Annotated in this window: 14 protein-coding genes; 11 read left to right on the top strand and 3 right to left on the bottom strand. The window is 37.2% G+C overall.

The features are described 5' to 3' along the window. Window positions 1-14: 14 nt before the first annotated feature. From asnB to AC4D4A_RS08385, 4 genes are all read left to right on the top strand, one after another. On the top strand, window positions 15-1,865 hold the full coding sequence (asnB, locus tag AC4D4A_RS08400; RefSeq protein ID WP_490995479.1) for an asparagine synthase (glutamine-hydrolyzing): 1,851 nt from the start codon (window positions 15-17) through the stop codon (window positions 1,863-1,865). Window positions 1,866-1,995: 130 nt separating this feature from the next. Beyond that, window positions 1,996-2,202, top strand: coding sequence for a helix-turn-helix transcriptional regulator (locus tag AC4D4A_RS08395; RefSeq protein WP_066101605.1), 207 nt, complete (start codon window positions 1,996-1,998; stop codon window positions 2,200-2,202). Continuing rightward, complete coding sequence (locus AC4D4A_RS08390) at window positions 2,199-2,606, top strand: hypothetical protein (protein ID WP_490995478.1); 408 nt, start codon at window positions 2,199-2,201, stop codon at window positions 2,604-2,606. Before AC4D4A_RS08395 ends, AC4D4A_RS08390 begins: the two co-directional genes overlap by 4 nt. A gap of 109 nt (window positions 2,607-2,715) precedes the next feature. Beyond that, entirely contained in the window at window positions 2,716-3,642 is a 927-nt protein-coding gene (locus AC4D4A_RS08385) for an aminoglycoside phosphotransferase family protein (RefSeq protein WP_490995477.1), read from the top strand. A gap of 119 nt (window positions 3,643-3,761) precedes the next feature. On the opposite strand, the gene AC4D4A_RS08380 is transcribed toward AC4D4A_RS08385, so the two are convergent. Both AC4D4A_RS08380 and AC4D4A_RS08375 read right to left on the bottom strand, forming a co-directional pair. Beyond that, window positions 3,762-4,244: an aminodeoxychorismate lyase gene (locus tag AC4D4A_RS08380; RefSeq protein WP_490995476.1), complete on the bottom strand. Its 483-nt coding sequence runs from the start codon at window positions 4,242-4,244 to the stop codon at window positions 3,762-3,764. After that, entirely contained in the window at window positions 4,234-4,617 is a 384-nt protein-coding gene (locus AC4D4A_RS08375) for a hypothetical protein (RefSeq protein ID WP_490995475.1), read from the bottom strand. The genes AC4D4A_RS08380 and AC4D4A_RS08375 overlap by 11 nt, the downstream gene beginning before the upstream one ends. Before the next feature lie 221 nt (window positions 4,618-4,838). On the opposite strand from AC4D4A_RS08375, the gene AC4D4A_RS08370 reads away from it, so the two are divergent. Continuing rightward, entirely contained in the window at window positions 4,839-5,315 is a 477-nt protein-coding gene (locus AC4D4A_RS08370; protein ID WP_490995474.1) for a GNAT family N-acetyltransferase, read from the top strand. A 103-nt stretch (window positions 5,316-5,418) separates the two neighbouring features. Here AC4D4A_RS08370 and AC4D4A_RS08365 read toward each other — a convergent pair whose 3' ends face one another. Further along, entirely contained in the window at window positions 5,419-7,158 is a 1,740-nt protein-coding gene (locus AC4D4A_RS08365; RefSeq protein WP_490995473.1) for a glycoside hydrolase family 13 protein, read from the bottom strand. Window positions 7,159-7,492: 334 nt separating this feature from the next. On the opposite strand from AC4D4A_RS08365, the gene AC4D4A_RS08360 reads away from it, so the two are divergent. The 6 genes from AC4D4A_RS08360 to AC4D4A_RS08335 all read left to right on the top strand — a co-directional run bounded on the left by AC4D4A_RS08360 (window position 7,493) and on the right by AC4D4A_RS08335 (window position 15,472). Continuing rightward, window positions 7,493-8,758 carry an extracellular solute-binding protein gene (locus AC4D4A_RS08360; protein WP_490995472.1) on the top strand — a complete coding sequence of 422 codons (1,266 nt, stop codon included), beginning with the start codon at window positions 7,493-7,495 and terminating at the stop codon, window positions 8,756-8,758. 195 nt (window positions 8,759-8,953) lie between these two features. After that, window positions 8,954-10,243 (top strand): carbohydrate ABC transporter permease, encoded by a 1,290-nt coding sequence (locus AC4D4A_RS08355; protein WP_490995471.1) that lies wholly within the window; start codon window positions 8,954-8,956, stop codon window positions 10,241-10,243. After that, entirely contained in the window at window positions 10,243-11,088 is an 846-nt protein-coding gene (locus AC4D4A_RS08350; protein WP_490995470.1) for a sugar ABC transporter permease, read from the top strand. Before AC4D4A_RS08355 ends, AC4D4A_RS08350 begins: the two co-directional genes overlap by 1 nt. A 36-nt stretch (window positions 11,089-11,124) precedes the next feature. Then, entirely contained in the window at window positions 11,125-12,666 is a 1,542-nt protein-coding gene (locus tag AC4D4A_RS08345) for an alpha-amylase family glycosyl hydrolase (protein WP_490995469.1), read from the top strand. A 76-nt stretch (window positions 12,667-12,742) separates the two neighbouring features. Further along, window positions 12,743-14,410, top strand: coding sequence for a glycoside hydrolase family 13 protein (locus AC4D4A_RS08340; protein WP_490995468.1), 1,668 nt, complete (start codon window positions 12,743-12,745; stop codon window positions 14,408-14,410). Between the two features lie 30 nt (window positions 14,411-14,440). Further along, window positions 14,441-15,472: a LacI family DNA-binding transcriptional regulator gene (locus AC4D4A_RS08335; RefSeq protein ID WP_490995467.1), complete on the top strand. Its 1,032-nt coding sequence runs from the start codon at window positions 14,441-14,443 to the stop codon at window positions 15,470-15,472. Window positions 15,473-15,500: the final 28 nt, after the last annotated feature.

The following is a 15,500-nucleotide window of genomic DNA, read 5'->3' as shown; positions in this document are numbered from 1 at the left end:
AAGGATGATGCATTTTGTGCGGTATAACTGGCTGGGTTGAATTTAATCGATCTATTGATCAAGAGAAAGAGATTCTCATAAAAATGACAAATACACTCTCAAAACGTGGACCGGATGACACGAATATCTGGGTTAGCCAACATGTCGGTTTGGGACATAAAAGGCTCATTGTGGTCGATCCGCTGTGTGGAAAACAACCTATGATCCGTGAAAAAAATGAGAATCAGTTTGTACTATGCTACAATGGTGAACTTTACAATACAGAAGATATACGAAAAGAACTATTATTAAAAGGATATTCATTCACTGGCCATTCGGACACTGAAGTTCTGTTAACTGCCTATATGGAATGGCAAGAAAAATGCGTGGATTTTTTTAATGGGATATTCGCCTTTGCGATTTGGGATGAAGCCAAACAACAATTATTTGTGGCAAGAGATCGACTAGGGGTAAAACCTTTTTTTTATTCCCTGCAAAATGGCCAATTTTTGTTTGGTTCTGAAATAAAAGCAATTATGGCACACCCGACAGTCAAGCCGGTTCTGACCAGAGAAGGACTTGCAGAAATATTTGGACTTGGTCCTTCGCGATCACCTGGTTCAGGAGTTTTTAAAAACATTCACGAGCTCCGTCCAGGGCATACCTTAACCTTTAATAGAGAAGGACTTGAAATGAACCGATATTGGAATGTGAAGAGTGAAACACATCAGGAGAGCCTGGATGAAACCGTGGAAAAGGTCCGCTTTCTAGTGACGGATGCAGTAAAAAGACAATTGGTTTCAGATGTTCCATTATGTACATTCTTATCAGGGGGACTCGATTCGAGTGCCATTACAGCAATCGCTGCCAAGCAATATCAGAAGGAGGGGAAACCTGCTCTTAATACGTACTCGATTGATTATGAGGATAATGCTGCCCATTTTCAAGCAAATGAATTCCAACCCAACGCGGATGGGCATTGGATTGAACTAATGAATCAGGAATTTGGCACAAAACATCACTATTGTGTCATCAGTCAGGAAGAACTGATTACTAATTTGGGAGAGGCCATGATCGTAAAAGATTTACCAGGAATGGCAGATATCGATTCTTCCTTGCTTTGGTTTTGCAGAAAAATCAAAGAAGACTATGTCGTCGGTCTTTCTGGAGAATGTGCGGATGAGATTTTTGGAGGCTATCCATGGTTTCATAATCCTGAACAATTATCAAACGATACTTTTCCATGGATGCGCTCTATACATGAACGAAATCAATTACTTAGACAAGACTGGAGAAAAAAGCTATCTCTTGAAGAGTATGTAAAGCATAAATATCAGGAAAGTCTACAGGAGACACCTTTGCTTTCGGGAGAATCTGACTTGGAAACAAAAAGAAGGCAGTTATTTTATTTAAATATGACTTGGTTTATGACCAATCTCTTGGATCGTAAAGACCGAATGAGTATGGGAGCAAGTTTAGAAGTGCGTGTGCCATTTGCGGATCATCGTCTAGTGGAATATGCCTGGAATATACCGTGGGATATGAAAATGGCTGGTAACCGGGAAAAGGGAATTCTAAGGAAAGCCTTGAAGGGGATCCTGCCGGAAGATGTTTTATACAGAAAGAAAAGCCCATATCCGAAAACACATAATCCTCTTTATACAAAGCTGGTGAAGGATTGGCTTGAGGAATTGTTGGAGGATGGGGATTCCCCCCTATTCGAATTCTTCGATAAAGATCAGCTGAAAGCCCTTGTTGATACTGGAGGATCATCATTTAAAAAGCCATGGTTTGGGCAATTGATGTCCGGTCCGCAATTACTTGCTTATTTGATTCAAGTGCATTTATGGTTTAAGCATTACAATATTACTTTGGAGGATTCATAAGTAAAACTAAGGCTGCCTATACCATGGCAGCCTTTTCTCGTGCAAAATACGGTATAACTGAAGAATCTCGTTATGTAATTTATATTTTACATTATGGAATATATATGTTACTTTAACATCGAGGTGTATTATGGAAAATTTAGTAAAAGTTGCTCGTGTAAGAGTAGGTTTGACGCAACAGCAATTGGCTGAAGCTGTTGGTATTACAAGGCAAACGGTTAGTCTTATTGAGAAAGGGAAATACAACCCATCATTAAAGCTATGCTTGCAAATTTGCTATACAGTAAATACAAAATTAGATGAAATCTTTTGGATTGAAAAGGAGGATATTGAATGAAAAAGATTACGGATGAGAGGCTTATCTTCAAAAATTTACAAAATATTAAAATAGCTTATATCATACAAACACTTGGTATTCTATGTATACTTGGATACGATTTTTTTCAGGGCGGCCTTGAACAAATGCGTTCAAATCCTCTTTGGTTTTTATTTATATTAACTTCTGTTGTGTCTGCTTATTTATCAATGAGTGTAAGTATCGAACATGAGAAAGAAAACATTAATCCTAAAAAATCATTTATGATAAGTTTAATAGTATTGACTGCTATTGTAGTCATTTCTGCCTCTCTCATTTCAATTACACCTGGCTATGGATGGGGGGAAGGTCTGCTTGTAGGAGGTGTTATTTTTATCTGTGGTCTTACACCTTTGTATTATGTTTACCGGTTAAGAATGAAATAAGGAAATAATTTTGTAGATGAATAAGTATATAGAGATATGGTTTAGCAGCTTTATAAGGTCTAAGAAAAAAGTGATTCTACATAAAAAAACATGAGACGGAGGTAGTACATTGAACGATTTCCCTCTTTGCTTCAGACAAACTGAAAGTGAAAAAATAATTAATCGCTTTGGGTTGGATTTTTATAAGAAGGTCTTGTTAGATCTTGTACATTATGCAGACAAGTGGAGTTTAACAGCCTTTCAATTCATTCCGTCTTATTCCGCAAAGGTAGTGTTCAAATGTCAGTCTAAAAAATATGGTGATGTGATCCTAAAACTAGCTGATCCTTCTTTTGGGGAGATTGTTAAAGAATATCGTACGTTACGCCAATATCATGTGCGAGGATTTTGTAGAGTGATTGAAGCGGATATTGAAAATGGTGTCATTCTTGAGGCCTGTATACAGCCTGGAACATCTTTGAGAGAAGAGAGTTCTCTTGAAAAAAGATTATCTGTTTTTTGTCACCTTTACAAAGGACTTCATATCTCCCCTTCTAAATCCGAGGTTTATCCTAGTTATATGCAATGGGTCAATCGAATAACAGAATACATGAGCAAGCGAAAAGATTGCAGAGAGCTATATTTATACATGAAAAAAGCGAGGGATATTGGTTTATCGCTTTCAACTATGTATTCTGAAAAGGTGTTACTTCATGGTGATTTGCACCATGATAATATTCTTCTTGGCATGGATGGAGAGTATATAATTATTGATCCTAAGGGTGTCATCGGCGACCCAGTGTTTGATGTTGCGCGTTTTATATTAAATGAATTTGATAATGAAAAAGATAAGGAAACGTATAAGAAGATAAACTATATCATTGAAGTTTTAGAAAAAGAGCTTACTATCTCAGATTCTATTATAAGACAATGCCTATATGTCGAAACTCTTATGAGCGTGTGTTGGTGTATAGAAGACGGTGGAGAATATTCAAGTGTTAAGAAAGATATTGTATTGGCAGAAGCCGTTTTGAATAGCTGCTCTTTAAATCTCTGAAATAAACAGAAAGTTATTGGGAAATGCATCTGCTAGAAGAAAACAGAATGAAACAATAAATAAAAAAGCCGAAAACCTTTAGAGTTCATTCAGTCTCAAAGGCTCCCGGCTGTTCTTTATTACTTGAATATATGGTTAATGACTTCATCCATGGACATTGTACTATCAACTTCAAATACGCCAGGTTTCAGTTTGTTTTCCAACTTCCTGCTTTCAATCGTTTTAGTAAAGCTAGAAGCATCTTTAATGATTTTTCCTTTAACCAACGCTTGAGCAACATCAATGCTGGTCATTCCGCTAGCTACATTTATTACTGTTTTGTAGATAACTTTTTGATCTTGCTGATCAGAGGTTTCTTTTACAGTTTGCTCTGCTTCTTTCAGTTCAGCAGAATATTCTTCCTCTGTTTTTATAACATATCCCAAAGAAGATAGCTCATCTTTCATTTCATTTTCTGTCATTTCTTTAGTAATAGTATTTTTTGGAGACTCTGCAGCTTGAGTAACCGTTTCATCCTCAGAGGAGGAATAATATACGGCGCCGCACACACCTGCTGCCACAATGATCCCGGCAGCAAAGCTACTTAGAACTTTAGGCGTCATTGGCTACTTTCCTCCTTCTTTGGCTAGGGCCTTCGTATGGAGCAAGCAATTCTACTACTTCTTCCTCCGTAAGTTTGTGCATAGAGGCAATACTTTTAGTGGAATAGCCGCGCTTATATAAGTCTAGCATTTTCACCATAGCTTGGCGTTCATCAGAGTGATGAGTCATGATACCAGCTTCCTGAGCAGTAACTTCTGCATTTAATTCTAGTTTATTAATTTGCTCCTGCAGTTTGTTCGTTTCATCGAGCATGACTGCATAATAACTTTCTAACTGCTTTTTTTCCTCTTTCGTTTGCTTCTTCATTTTCATAAATGCAATAAGAAGTAAAACGACAGCTGTGCTAAATAAGATAATTAAAGCTATATTCATTTGTTTTATATCCTCCTATAAAAATCCTCTATTTATTATACATATAAAAATAGCATTTACGACAGAAATTGCCCAAAAGAAAAAAATTTGTAATCTTCTTTAACAAGCGATATGAGCAACTATTATACGTATCTTGTAATTTTATTGGTAATACAGTAAATATTTACATGTGTGTTTGGTGGGTAAACAATAAAGAAGTTACATTTTATAGGAGGAAGGCAATGGTTAGATTGGAAGAAATGAAATCAGATGAGTTTCAAAATTATCTAAGGTATGCAATTAAAAACTATGCAAATGAACACGTAAAGGCTGGCAATTGGAAGGAGGCAGAAGCAATTGATCAGGCAGAAGCTGAATTTAAAAGGCTATTACCTGATGGAAAAGAAACCGCTAATCAGCATCTATTCTCTATTCGAGATGAAGAGAGAGAAGTGGGGATGATTTGGCTTGCTCAGCTTTCAGCTGAGGCAGGGTATATTTATGACATTAATATCTGGAAGGGTAATCAAGGACTTGGTTATGGAAAAGAGGCAATGAAAGAAATTGAAATCTTCGCCCAAAATCAGGGTCTTACCTATATAGGCCTTCACGTCTTTGGTCACAATAAGTCAGCACGAAATTTATATGAAAAATTAGGATATATAGAAACGGATATTATGATGAGGAAAAAGATACAATACAATACAAATAGTCTTTAAGTGGATTATTTGTACTATGGTAGGTTCATAGAGATAATTGCTGAAGAATGGAAAGCATTTTGTTGAAAAAAGCCGCCCAAAAACAGGCGGCTTTATAGATACTTTATTTAGAAACAGAAAGAATCGTATATCCGTCTTCAGAAAGTGTAATCTGACCTTTATCATTCCATTGACTTTTAGAATCCATGTAAAGTGGCTTAGCACTCTTCCATTCTTTCAAAGAAATAGACTTTGATTGTTTGCCAAGATTAATGCACACATAGGCAAGAGAGTCAGAGCTTTCTCTTTTATACATAACTACATCAGGATCATGAGCTACAAAGAGAAGATCACCTTCATTGGCGAGGACCTTATGATCTTTACGTAAGTTAATTAAGGATTGCACATGCTTACGAAGCTCGAGGTCTTGATTTTTGTCCTCCCAAGGCATACATTTACGGCAGCCCGGATCATCTTCACCATCTAGTCCAATTTCATCGCCATAATAAATGCATGGCGTTCCCGTAAAGGTAAGTAATATCGTGAAAATTTGTTTGATTTTATCAAGATTACCTTCACATTCTGTTAAAATCCTAGGTGTGTCATGGCTTCCGATTAAATTGAAGGCCGCCATATTCACAATATGTGGATACATATGATAAACCTTCGTCATTTTTTCAGCAAACTGTGTAGGTGTGATGGTGTTTTTGGCGAAAATTTCCAAGATTGCAGTTAAGAATGGATAGTTCATTACAGCATCAAATTGGTCTCCACGCAGCCACGGCATGGAATCATGCCAAATTTCGCCGAGTATGTATGCATCCTCTTTTTCAGATCTGACTGCTTTACGGAAATCACGCCAGAAATCAAAATCTACTTCATTGGCTACATCTAGTCTCCAGCCATCAATATTGCATTCACGGATCCAATACTTAGCCACATTTAGCAAGTATTCTTTTACTTCTGGATTCTTTGTATTTAATTTTGGCATTGTTTCTACAAAACCAAAGGCATCATAGTTGAGATTTTCAACCATTGGAAGGCTGCGCGTATGGAACCAATCCTTATACTTGGAATCCTCTCCTTTTTCTAATACATCTTGGAATGGCTTGAAATGATAGCCGCTATGATTAAATACCGCATCAAGCATGACCCTTATACCACGCTTGTGGCTTTCTTCAACGAGTCGTTTTAATGTTTCCTTCGTTCCAAATTGCGGGTCAAGCTCCATATAATCAATGGTGTCATATTTATGGTTGGAATAAGCATGAAATACAGGGGTGAAATAAATTCCAGTAATGCCTAAATCCTTGAGATAATCTAAATGATCGATGACCCCTGCCAAGTCACCGCCAAAGAAATTGGTTGGTGTCGGTGCGGCACTTCCCCATGGCAAAGTACCTTTAGGATTTAATTTTGCATCCCCGTTTGCAAATCGTTCGGGGAAGATTTGGTACCAAACAGTATCTTTAACCCACTCTGGTGCGCTGAATACTTCTGTATGATGAAGATATGGTAAAGCAAAGAGAAGGCCGACTTTAGGAAGTTCCTCGTAAAAACCTTTTTCAGAATAATAGGCTGTTTTAGCATTCTTATCTGTTAAACGGAAAGTATAGCGAGCTCGGCGGTGGGGAAGATCAATGGTAGAACGCCAATAATCATACAGTTCATCACTGCCGGTATAGTCCATATTTTTTGCTTTGTAAATCCATTCACTGCCCTGAAAATCATAGGGATCACCATATAGTAACTCCATCTTTTCAATATCATCTTTTTTACTCATGATCATAATCGTAATGGAGTTTAATGATGAACTATACATAAATTGATCTCTTGCAAAGTGAATAACAGATGCTTTTTCCATGTAACCTTTCTCCTCTCAATATACAAGTGAATATTAATGCAAACGCTTGCGCCTTCTATTCATTAACTATATCAGTTAATGATAAATTTTCAATCTCGAAAATTTCAGATAATAACAATGTGTTTTTACCCATAAAACGATGGAAAATAACTTCAAAAATAATTCACAATTTTATTATTGTTAAATTTTGATAAATAAGTATAATAAAGGTGTTGGGTCTGCAATCGTTTTCATTAGAAAATTAATACAAAAATTATTATATTTGAACATCAAGTGCATTCTTATGTGCAAACGTTTGTTTACTTAGCGATATTATAAGAGGAGGGGTTGACCCATGAAAAAAGCATACTCCATGTTAATGGTGCTCATGCTCGTAATTGGCGTACTGGCTGCTTGTGGACCAGACAGAGAGAAAGAAACAGGCAGTAAGGAAGATACGAATACGGATAAACCTGAAAAACTAGTCATTTGGGAAGATACAGATAAAGGACCTGGCTTAGAACCGGCTATAAAAGCGTTTGAAAAAGAGCATGGAATTAAAGTTGAATATAAAGAAATGGGTATGGCAGATAAGATTCGTGAACAAATCAGATTGGATGGACCAGCTGGAAAAGGTCCGGATGTTATCACATTGCCGCATGATCAAATTGGTCAATTAGCTATTGAAGGTGTATTAGCAGAACTAAAAGTAGACCAAAGTGTAATCGATACTTTTACAGAATCTTCTGTTCAGGCACAAACCTATGATGGTAAATTATATGGCTTGCCAAAAGCTACTGAAACACCAGTCTTTATTTATAACAAGAAACTTATGGAAAAACCGCCTGCAACAATGGATGAATTATATACATTTGCAAAAGAGAACACAAAAGGCAAAACATATGGATTTACAGCTAAATGGGATGATTTTTATCATGCATATGCTGTAATTGGCGGTATGGGTGGTTATGTGTTTGGAGAAAAAGATGGATCTCTAAACCGTGATGATTTAGGACTAAATAATGAAGGTGCAATTGAAGGCGCTGAATTTATTGCTAAATGGTATAAAGAAGGCCTGTTCCCTAAAGGGATTATTGGAGAAAGCGGCGGTTCAGCACAGGATGGTTTATTTAATGAAGGAAAACTGGCTTCCGTACAAAATGGACCTTGGGCTTTCCAAGGATATAAAGATGCAGGTATAGATATTGGAGCAACTGCATTGCCGACACTTCCAAATGGAGAACACATGAAAACTTTCATGGGTGTTAAAGGATGGCACGTGTCAGCTTACTCTAAAAATACAGATTGGGCTACTAAATTGGTTGAACACTTAACTAATTATGATAGCGCGAAAGTTCGTTATGAAAAAACACAGGAGATTCCTCCGGTTAAAAAATTGATTGAAGATCCAATTATTGCTGACAATGAATTTTCTAAAGCAGTAGCAGAGCAATCCCAATATGCGATTCCAATGCCTAATATACCTGAAATGGGAGAAGTTTGGTCCCCGATGGCAGCGGCTTTAGAGACAATCGCAACTGGTAAAGCAGATGCTAAATCTGCAATGGATGAAGCAGCGAAGACAATTAAAACAAATATCGATACCAACCATAAAAAATAATGCTAGGTAAGGGTTAGGCGGTATCCAATTACTTTGGATATGGCCTATCCTTTTATAACACGGTATTGGTTATATTGCATTTCGTGAAAACTCAGGAAGAGACTTTCTCGTTGTTCATCTTCTCTTTAGGAAGTTTGTTTCTGGGCTTTCACTGAATATAGCCAATTCTTTTTCGAAGAAAGGGGAAAACCCACGATGGATATAATTCCTGCTCAAACAAAAACCAACTATGCTAAAAAGGCTGCTTTATTTTCGATTATTCCAGGGTTTGGACAGTTTTTTAATAAACAATACATAAAAGGAATTATCTTTCTTATTTTAACAGCCTCTTTTTTTATTGCCTTTGCAGATATGTTGAATATTGGATTTTGGGGATTGGTCACTTTAGGTGAAATTCCGAAGCTTGATCATTCTATTATTTTATTGATAGACGGCATTCTAACGTTAATTGTAACGATCATTGGTTTAGGTATTTACGCATTTAATATTTACGATGCTTATAACAATGGAAAAAAGAGAGACCAAGAGATTGCATTAAATTCTATACGTGAGCAATATCAAAATTTAATTGATAATGGATTCCCGTATCTAATTGTTTCACCGGGGTTTTTGTTATTAATTTTTGTTGTCATATTTCCGATTATCTTCTCTTTCCTTTTGGCATTCACAAACTATGATTTGTATCATTCCCCACCTGCAAATCTGGTCGATTGGATTGGATTTCAAAACTTTATAGATATTTTTAAAATAGAAATATGGAGAACCACATTCTTTAAAGTGTTTGGCTGGACTATTGTATGGACATTTACAGCAACGACTTTACAAATTGCACTCGGAGTCTTTCTGGCAGTATTGGTTAATCAGAAAGATTTAAAGGGCAAGGCCATCATTAGAACCGTCCTGATTTTACCTTGGGCCGTTCCTGCCTTTGTATCCATTCTTGTATTTTCAGGTATGTTCAATGAATCATTTGGTATTATCAATACGACCATTCTTCCGGCTCTTGGTTTACCTCCAGTGGATTGGATGACGGAAGCAAATTGGACAAGACTTGCTTTAATCCTTATACAGGGCTGGCTGGGCTTTCCATTTATTTTTGCCATGACAACAGGAGTCCTTCAATCTATACCGGAGGATTTATATGAAGCGGCCACGATAGATGGGGCTAGCTTGATGCAGAAATTCAGAAAAATTACTTTACCGCTCGTTTTGTTTGCCACTGCGCCTATACTAATCACACAGTATACGTTTAATTTTAATAACTTTAATTTAATCTTTTTATTTAATAACGGAGGCCCTGCCATACCGGGTCAAAATGCGTGGGGTACGGATATATTAATTTCGTGGATTTATAGATTGACGATGACATCGGCTCAATATGGAAAAGCTGCCGCAGTTACGATGATTCTTTCACTAATTGTCATGTCTGTAGCATTGTGGCAATTTAAACGGACTAAGTCTTTCCAAGAGGAGGATATGATGTAATGAAGAGTTCAAAGAAGAATAAAATAATCCGCTTAACCTTATCTTATATAGTCATAGCCATCATGTTTGCCATTGTCATCTATCCAATTCTTTGGATTATAGGCTCATCCTTTAATCCGGGGAACAGTTTGTCCGGTTCAACGATGTTTCCCAAAAATCCAACGCTAGACCATTATAAAGAGCTATTTGATATGAAAAACAGTGATTATCTGATTTGGTACTTTAACTCTCTTAAAATTAGTATTATGACCATGACTTTAACGGTTATTACGGTTTCTTTTACAGCCTATGCGTTTTCACGATATCGGTTTGTTGGAAGAAAAAATGGATTAATGACCTTTTTGATTTTACAAATGATCCCGAACTTTGCAGCCTTGATTGCCATTTATGTATTGGCCGTTCGGACAGGATTGCTGGATACACATATCGGCTTAATTTTACTGTATGTGGGTGGACAAATTCCGATGAATACGTGGTTGATGAAGGGGTATCTTGATACCATTCCACGTGAACTCGATGAAAGTGCGAAGATGGATGGAGCCGGTCATTTACGTATCTTCTTCCAAATCGTCCTGCCTTTGGCAAAACCAATCATAGCGGTTGTAGCATTATTCGCTTTTGTTGCTCCTTTCGGAGATTTTATTTTAGCGAAAATATTAATTAGCTCAAGTGATCAGTATACGATTGCAGTTGGTTTATATGAACTGGTTGGTAAGAAATTTGGAGCAGAATTCACTAAGTTTGCAGCAGGTTCGGTTTTAATTGCCATTCCAATTGCTACTCTTTTCCTATTCTTCCAAAAATACTTTGTTTCCGGATTGACGGCTGGCGGTACAAAGGGATAAGGTTATTTTGATGGGAGAAATAAGGGGGAAATTAGTATGTTAAAAAAAGTAATGGCCATTCTGCTGGCGCCGTTTATCTTATTTTCGACAATTCCGGTATCTGCGGATGAAAGAGAGGAAAGAGATTGGCAGGATGAGTCCATCTACTTCATCATGGTGGACAGATTTTATAATGGGAATACGAAAAATGATTATAGTGTGGACCTGGATAATCATAATACATACCAGGGCGGTGATTTTGCCGGTATTATGCAAAAGCTAGATTATTTGCAGGAAATGGGCTTTACCACTATTGCATTAAATTCAATCGTTGAAAACACAGAATCAGGCTATCATGGCGATTGGGCTCTGGATTATAGAAAGATCAATGAGAATTATGGAACATTAAAGGAATTTAAACAGTTAGTGCAAGAAGCTCATAAACGTAATATGAAAGTAATCGTTGACTTTAATGCGAATCATGTCGGACCTAATCATCCATGGCTTAAGGATCCGGCAAAAGAAGATTGGTTTCATGAAAGAAAAGATGTGACCTCTGCAAGTAACCAGGAAGACACACAGGCTGGATGGATAGATGGATTGCCAGATTTGGCACAGGAAAATCCTGAGGTATCTGCTTACTTGTTGGATGCTGCGAAGTGGTGGATTACAGAAACCAATATTGACGGCTATCGTTTGAATGATTTGGAGTATGTTTCTGTTGATTTTTGGAGTAATTTCAGTAAAGAAATGAAATCGGTTAAAAATGATTTCTTTCTACTTGGTAATGGTACTATAGAAAATAAATCTGATTTGGTTGACCTTAAGGAATCAGGTATTGATGGTGTACTAGATAAACAACAAATGGAAGCGTTGAGAGAGGTATTTGCTAAACCGGATCAGAAGATGGATTCATTATTCTCTATTTGGAATGAGCGAATGCAATCGATGAGTCAACCACATCAGTTAGGAATTATGGTTGATACAGAAGATACACCAAGATTCACTAAATCAATGCAAGATCATAATCAATTCCCTGGAACGAGATGGGAATTACTGATAACCCATATGTATACAATGCCTGGTATCCCAATGGTTTATTACGGATCCGAGATAGCCATGAATGGTAATGAGGTACCAGATAATCGCCGCATGATGGATTTCAGAACAGATAAGGATTTAATTGAATATATAGGTAAAATAGCTGCGCTGCGTAAAGAGTATCCTGCTTTAAGGAAAGGAACTCTTGAACTTTTGAGCGAGCAGGATGGAATGGTCGTCTATAAAAGAGAGTATAAAGACCAAATCATGATTATTGCAATTAATAATAGCTCGAAAACAAAAACCATTCAACTTGATGCGGCTAATCTTCCAGCAAGTGAAGAATTACGTGGCAGGCTTAACGCAGATATGGTGAGAAAAAGCAATGATACCTATTCAATTACTTTGGACCGCGAAACATCAGAAGTCTATTTGGCAGCAGAAAAAAGCGGCGTAAATTATGTATTCATTGCTGTAATTGCTTTAGTTAATATCTTGTTCTTTGGATTCCTTTATTTGGCACGAAGAAAAGGAAGACGGCAAAACAATCATAATTGAACGAAAATGGAGGGATGCTTTTTCCTCCATTTTTTAAATAATAATCATAGACTAGCATAAGTGAGGTTGAAGGTGCTTGAATAGGAAATGGTGGAAGGAAGCAGTTTGTTATCAAATATATCCAAAGAGTTTTAAAGATTCCAATGGAGATGGGATTGGAGATTTACGAGGGGTAATTAATAAACTTGATTATTTAACCGAACTGGGGATAGATGTTATCTGGATTTGCCCTATTTATCAATCCCCCAATGCGGATAATGGCTATGATATCAGTGATTACCAAGCAATCATGAACGAATTTGGAACGATGGACGATTTTGACGAATTACTCGCGGAAGTTCATAAACGGGGTATGAAGCTTATCATGGATCTGGTCGTTAACCATACAAGTGATGAGCACCCGTGGTTTTTAGAATCCAAAACATCAGTAGATTCACCTAAAAGAGATTGGTACATATGGAGTGATGGAAGCCCTAGTGGCCCACCGAATGATTGGGAGAGCATTTTCTCGGGCAGTGCATGGGAATATGATGTGGAAAGTGGGCAATATTATTTGCATGTATTTGCAACAAAACAGCCTGATTTGAATTGGGAGAACAAGGATATGAGAGAGGCCGTGTATAATATGGTCAATTGGTGGTTAGATAAAGGGATTGACGGATTCCGTATTGACGCTATTAGCCATATAAAAAAGAAGGCTGGTTTTCCAAATTCGGCAGGATTAGATGATAACGGGATAAAAGGGTTCAAGATGTATACGGACCAGGATGGGATTCATGATTTCCTTCAAGAATTAAAGATGAAAACATTCTCAAACTATGACGTTATGACGGTGGGAGAAGCAAGTGGGGTAAGCGCCGAAGATGCAGACCCGTGGGTAGAAGAACAAAAAGGTGCATTTGATATGGTGTTTCAATTCGAGCATTTGAGCTTATGGGAAAAAGAAACTGAAGTTGATCTCGACCTTGTATCATTAAAAAGAATCCTGTCAAAATGGCAAACTGTATTACATGGTAAAGGCTGGAATGCGTTATTCATAGAAAATCATGATAAACCTCGTATTGTATCAGTGCTAGGAAATCATCAGGAGTATTGGCAAGAAAGTGCTAAGATGCTAGGAACTATGTATTTCTTCATGCAGGGTACCCCTTTTATTTATCAAGGGCAGGAAATTGGCATGACAAATGTAGCTTTTCCTTCTATTAATGATTACGATGATATTAGTATGAAGAATTATTATCAGTTAGAAACCGCTAAAGGAAGAGACCATCTTGATATTATGAAAGTAATATGGAAAAACGGACGTGATAATTCCAGAACGCCAATGCAATGGGATGATTCGTTAAACGGTGGTTTTACATTAGGAATCCCTTGGATGAAGGTGAATCCAAATTACCAGGATATTAATGTCAAGCATCAGCGTCAGGATTCCAATTCGATTCTTTCCTTTTATAAAAAAATGATTCGCTTGCGCAAGCAGTATGATTGTCTTGTTTATGGTGAATATAAGCTTTACCTAGAGGATGATCCTAATGTGTACATGTACTCCAGATTTACAGATGAACAAACCGCTTTAGTAATCTGTAATTTCAGTGAAGATAGTGAAGTTATTACTCTACCGGCTTTCAATGGGTTGACAGGGGAGCTAATCCTTAGTAATTATAATAATCATAGTGAAGAAACAGACGAACAGGGTAATATCTATTTATCACCATATGAATCAAGAGTCTATCTCTTCAAATAGATCGCTGAATAGGAAATGGGGAACAATCGTATGGCGATAACGATAAAAGACGTAGCGAAATTGGCAAATGTGGCACCTTCGACAGTTTCCAGAGTAATTGCCAACAATCCAAGAATAAGCGAGAAGACAAAAAGAAAAGTTAGAGAAGCAATGGAAGAACTCGGCTATCATCCAAATTTTATAGCGAGAAGCTTGGCAAACAAGTCAAGTGAGGTTTTAGGAATCGTTATGCCCAAGTCTGGAGATGGATCTTTTTTAAATCCATTTTTCTCTACGGTTATGAAGGGTTTGAGCCAGGCTGCCCATGAAGACTTGTATGGCTTACATATTACTACAGGGATATCAGATGAGGGAATATTTAATGAAGTTGAAAAAATGGTACATGGCGGCAGAGTGGACGGAGTAATTCTGCTCTACTCCAAAGTTGACGATACCGTATTGAACTATCTATATAAAATAAATTTCCCTTTTGTTGTCATTGGAAAACCACCTATGCATGACAGCAGTATTACGTATGTGGATAACGATAATTTTCAGGCTGGCAAGGATGTAGCCGATTATTTACTTGCGAACGGGCATAAGGATATTGCCTTTATTGGAGGGAGTGCTCATCTGGTCGTCACGATTGAACGGATGAGAGGGTACGAGGAAGCACTGAAGGATGCTGGAATACCTATTTTAAAAGAATATGCGATTCATGAAGATTTCATGCTTGAAGGTGGTAAAGAAGCAGTCAAGCAATTAATGAATCTTGATAAACCTCCTTCAGCATTAATAGTTGCTGATGATTTTATGGCACTTGGGGTACTGAACATGCTTGATGAAATGGATATTAGTGTTCCAGAAGATATCTCAGTAGTAAGCTTTAATAATGTCTTAATTTCGCAATTGTCAAAGCCGGCTCTTTCCTCTGTGGATATCAATATTGAGACATTGGGGTATCAGGCAGTCAAATTACTGATTTCCAAAATAAAGAACCCCCAGGGACCAACGATGCGTATGATTATTCCGCATCAATTCATTATTCGGTCATCTGTTGCAAAAAATGAGGTACATTTATAAAGAAACGGTGAAGATACTCTAAAGTGTC

The organism is Pradoshia sp. Z5_111, assembly GCF_058267535.1.
The sequence above is the reverse complement of the archived record's forward strand: the minus strand, read 5'-3'. Positions and strand labels throughout refer to the sequence as shown.

What these genes read in the sequence shown, in the direction of transcription:
- AC4D4A_RS08370 (WP_490995474.1), top strand. Translation starts at nt 4,839, where the DNA reads ATGGTTAGATTGGAAGAAATGAAATCAGATGAGTTTCAAAATTATCTA.
- AC4D4A_RS08345 (WP_490995469.1), top strand. Translation starts at nt 11,125, where the DNA reads ATGTTAAAAAAAGTAATGGCCATTCTGCTGGCGCCGTTTATCTTATTT.
- AC4D4A_RS08365 (WP_490995473.1), bottom strand. Translation starts at nt 7,158, where the DNA reads ATGGAAAAAGCATCTGTTATTCACTTTGCAAGAGATCAATTTATGTAT.
- AC4D4A_RS08375 (WP_490995475.1), bottom strand. Translation starts at nt 4,617, where the DNA reads ATGAATATAGCTTTAATTATCTTATTTAGCACAGCTGTCGTTTTACTT.
- AC4D4A_RS08380 (WP_490995476.1), bottom strand. Translation starts at nt 4,244, where the DNA reads ATGACGCCTAAAGTTCTAAGTAGCTTTGCTGCCGGGATCATTGTGGCA.
- AC4D4A_RS08335 (WP_490995467.1), top strand. Translation starts at nt 14,441, where the DNA reads ATGGCGATAACGATAAAAGACGTAGCGAAATTGGCAAATGTGGCACCT.
- AC4D4A_RS08360 (WP_490995472.1), top strand. Translation starts at nt 7,493, where the DNA reads ATGAAAAAAGCATACTCCATGTTAATGGTGCTCATGCTCGTAATTGGC.
- AC4D4A_RS08350 (WP_490995470.1), top strand. Translation starts at nt 10,243, where the DNA reads ATGAAGAGTTCAAAGAAGAATAAAATAATCCGCTTAACCTTATCTTAT.
- AC4D4A_RS08390 (WP_490995478.1), top strand. Translation starts at nt 2,199, where the DNA reads ATGAAAAAGATTACGGATGAGAGGCTTATCTTCAAAAATTTACAAAAT.
- AC4D4A_RS08395 (WP_066101605.1), top strand. Translation starts at nt 1,996, where the DNA reads ATGGAAAATTTAGTAAAAGTTGCTCGTGTAAGAGTAGGTTTGACGCAA.
- AC4D4A_RS08355 (WP_490995471.1), top strand. Translation starts at nt 8,954, where the DNA reads ATGGATATAATTCCTGCTCAAACAAAAACCAACTATGCTAAAAAGGCT.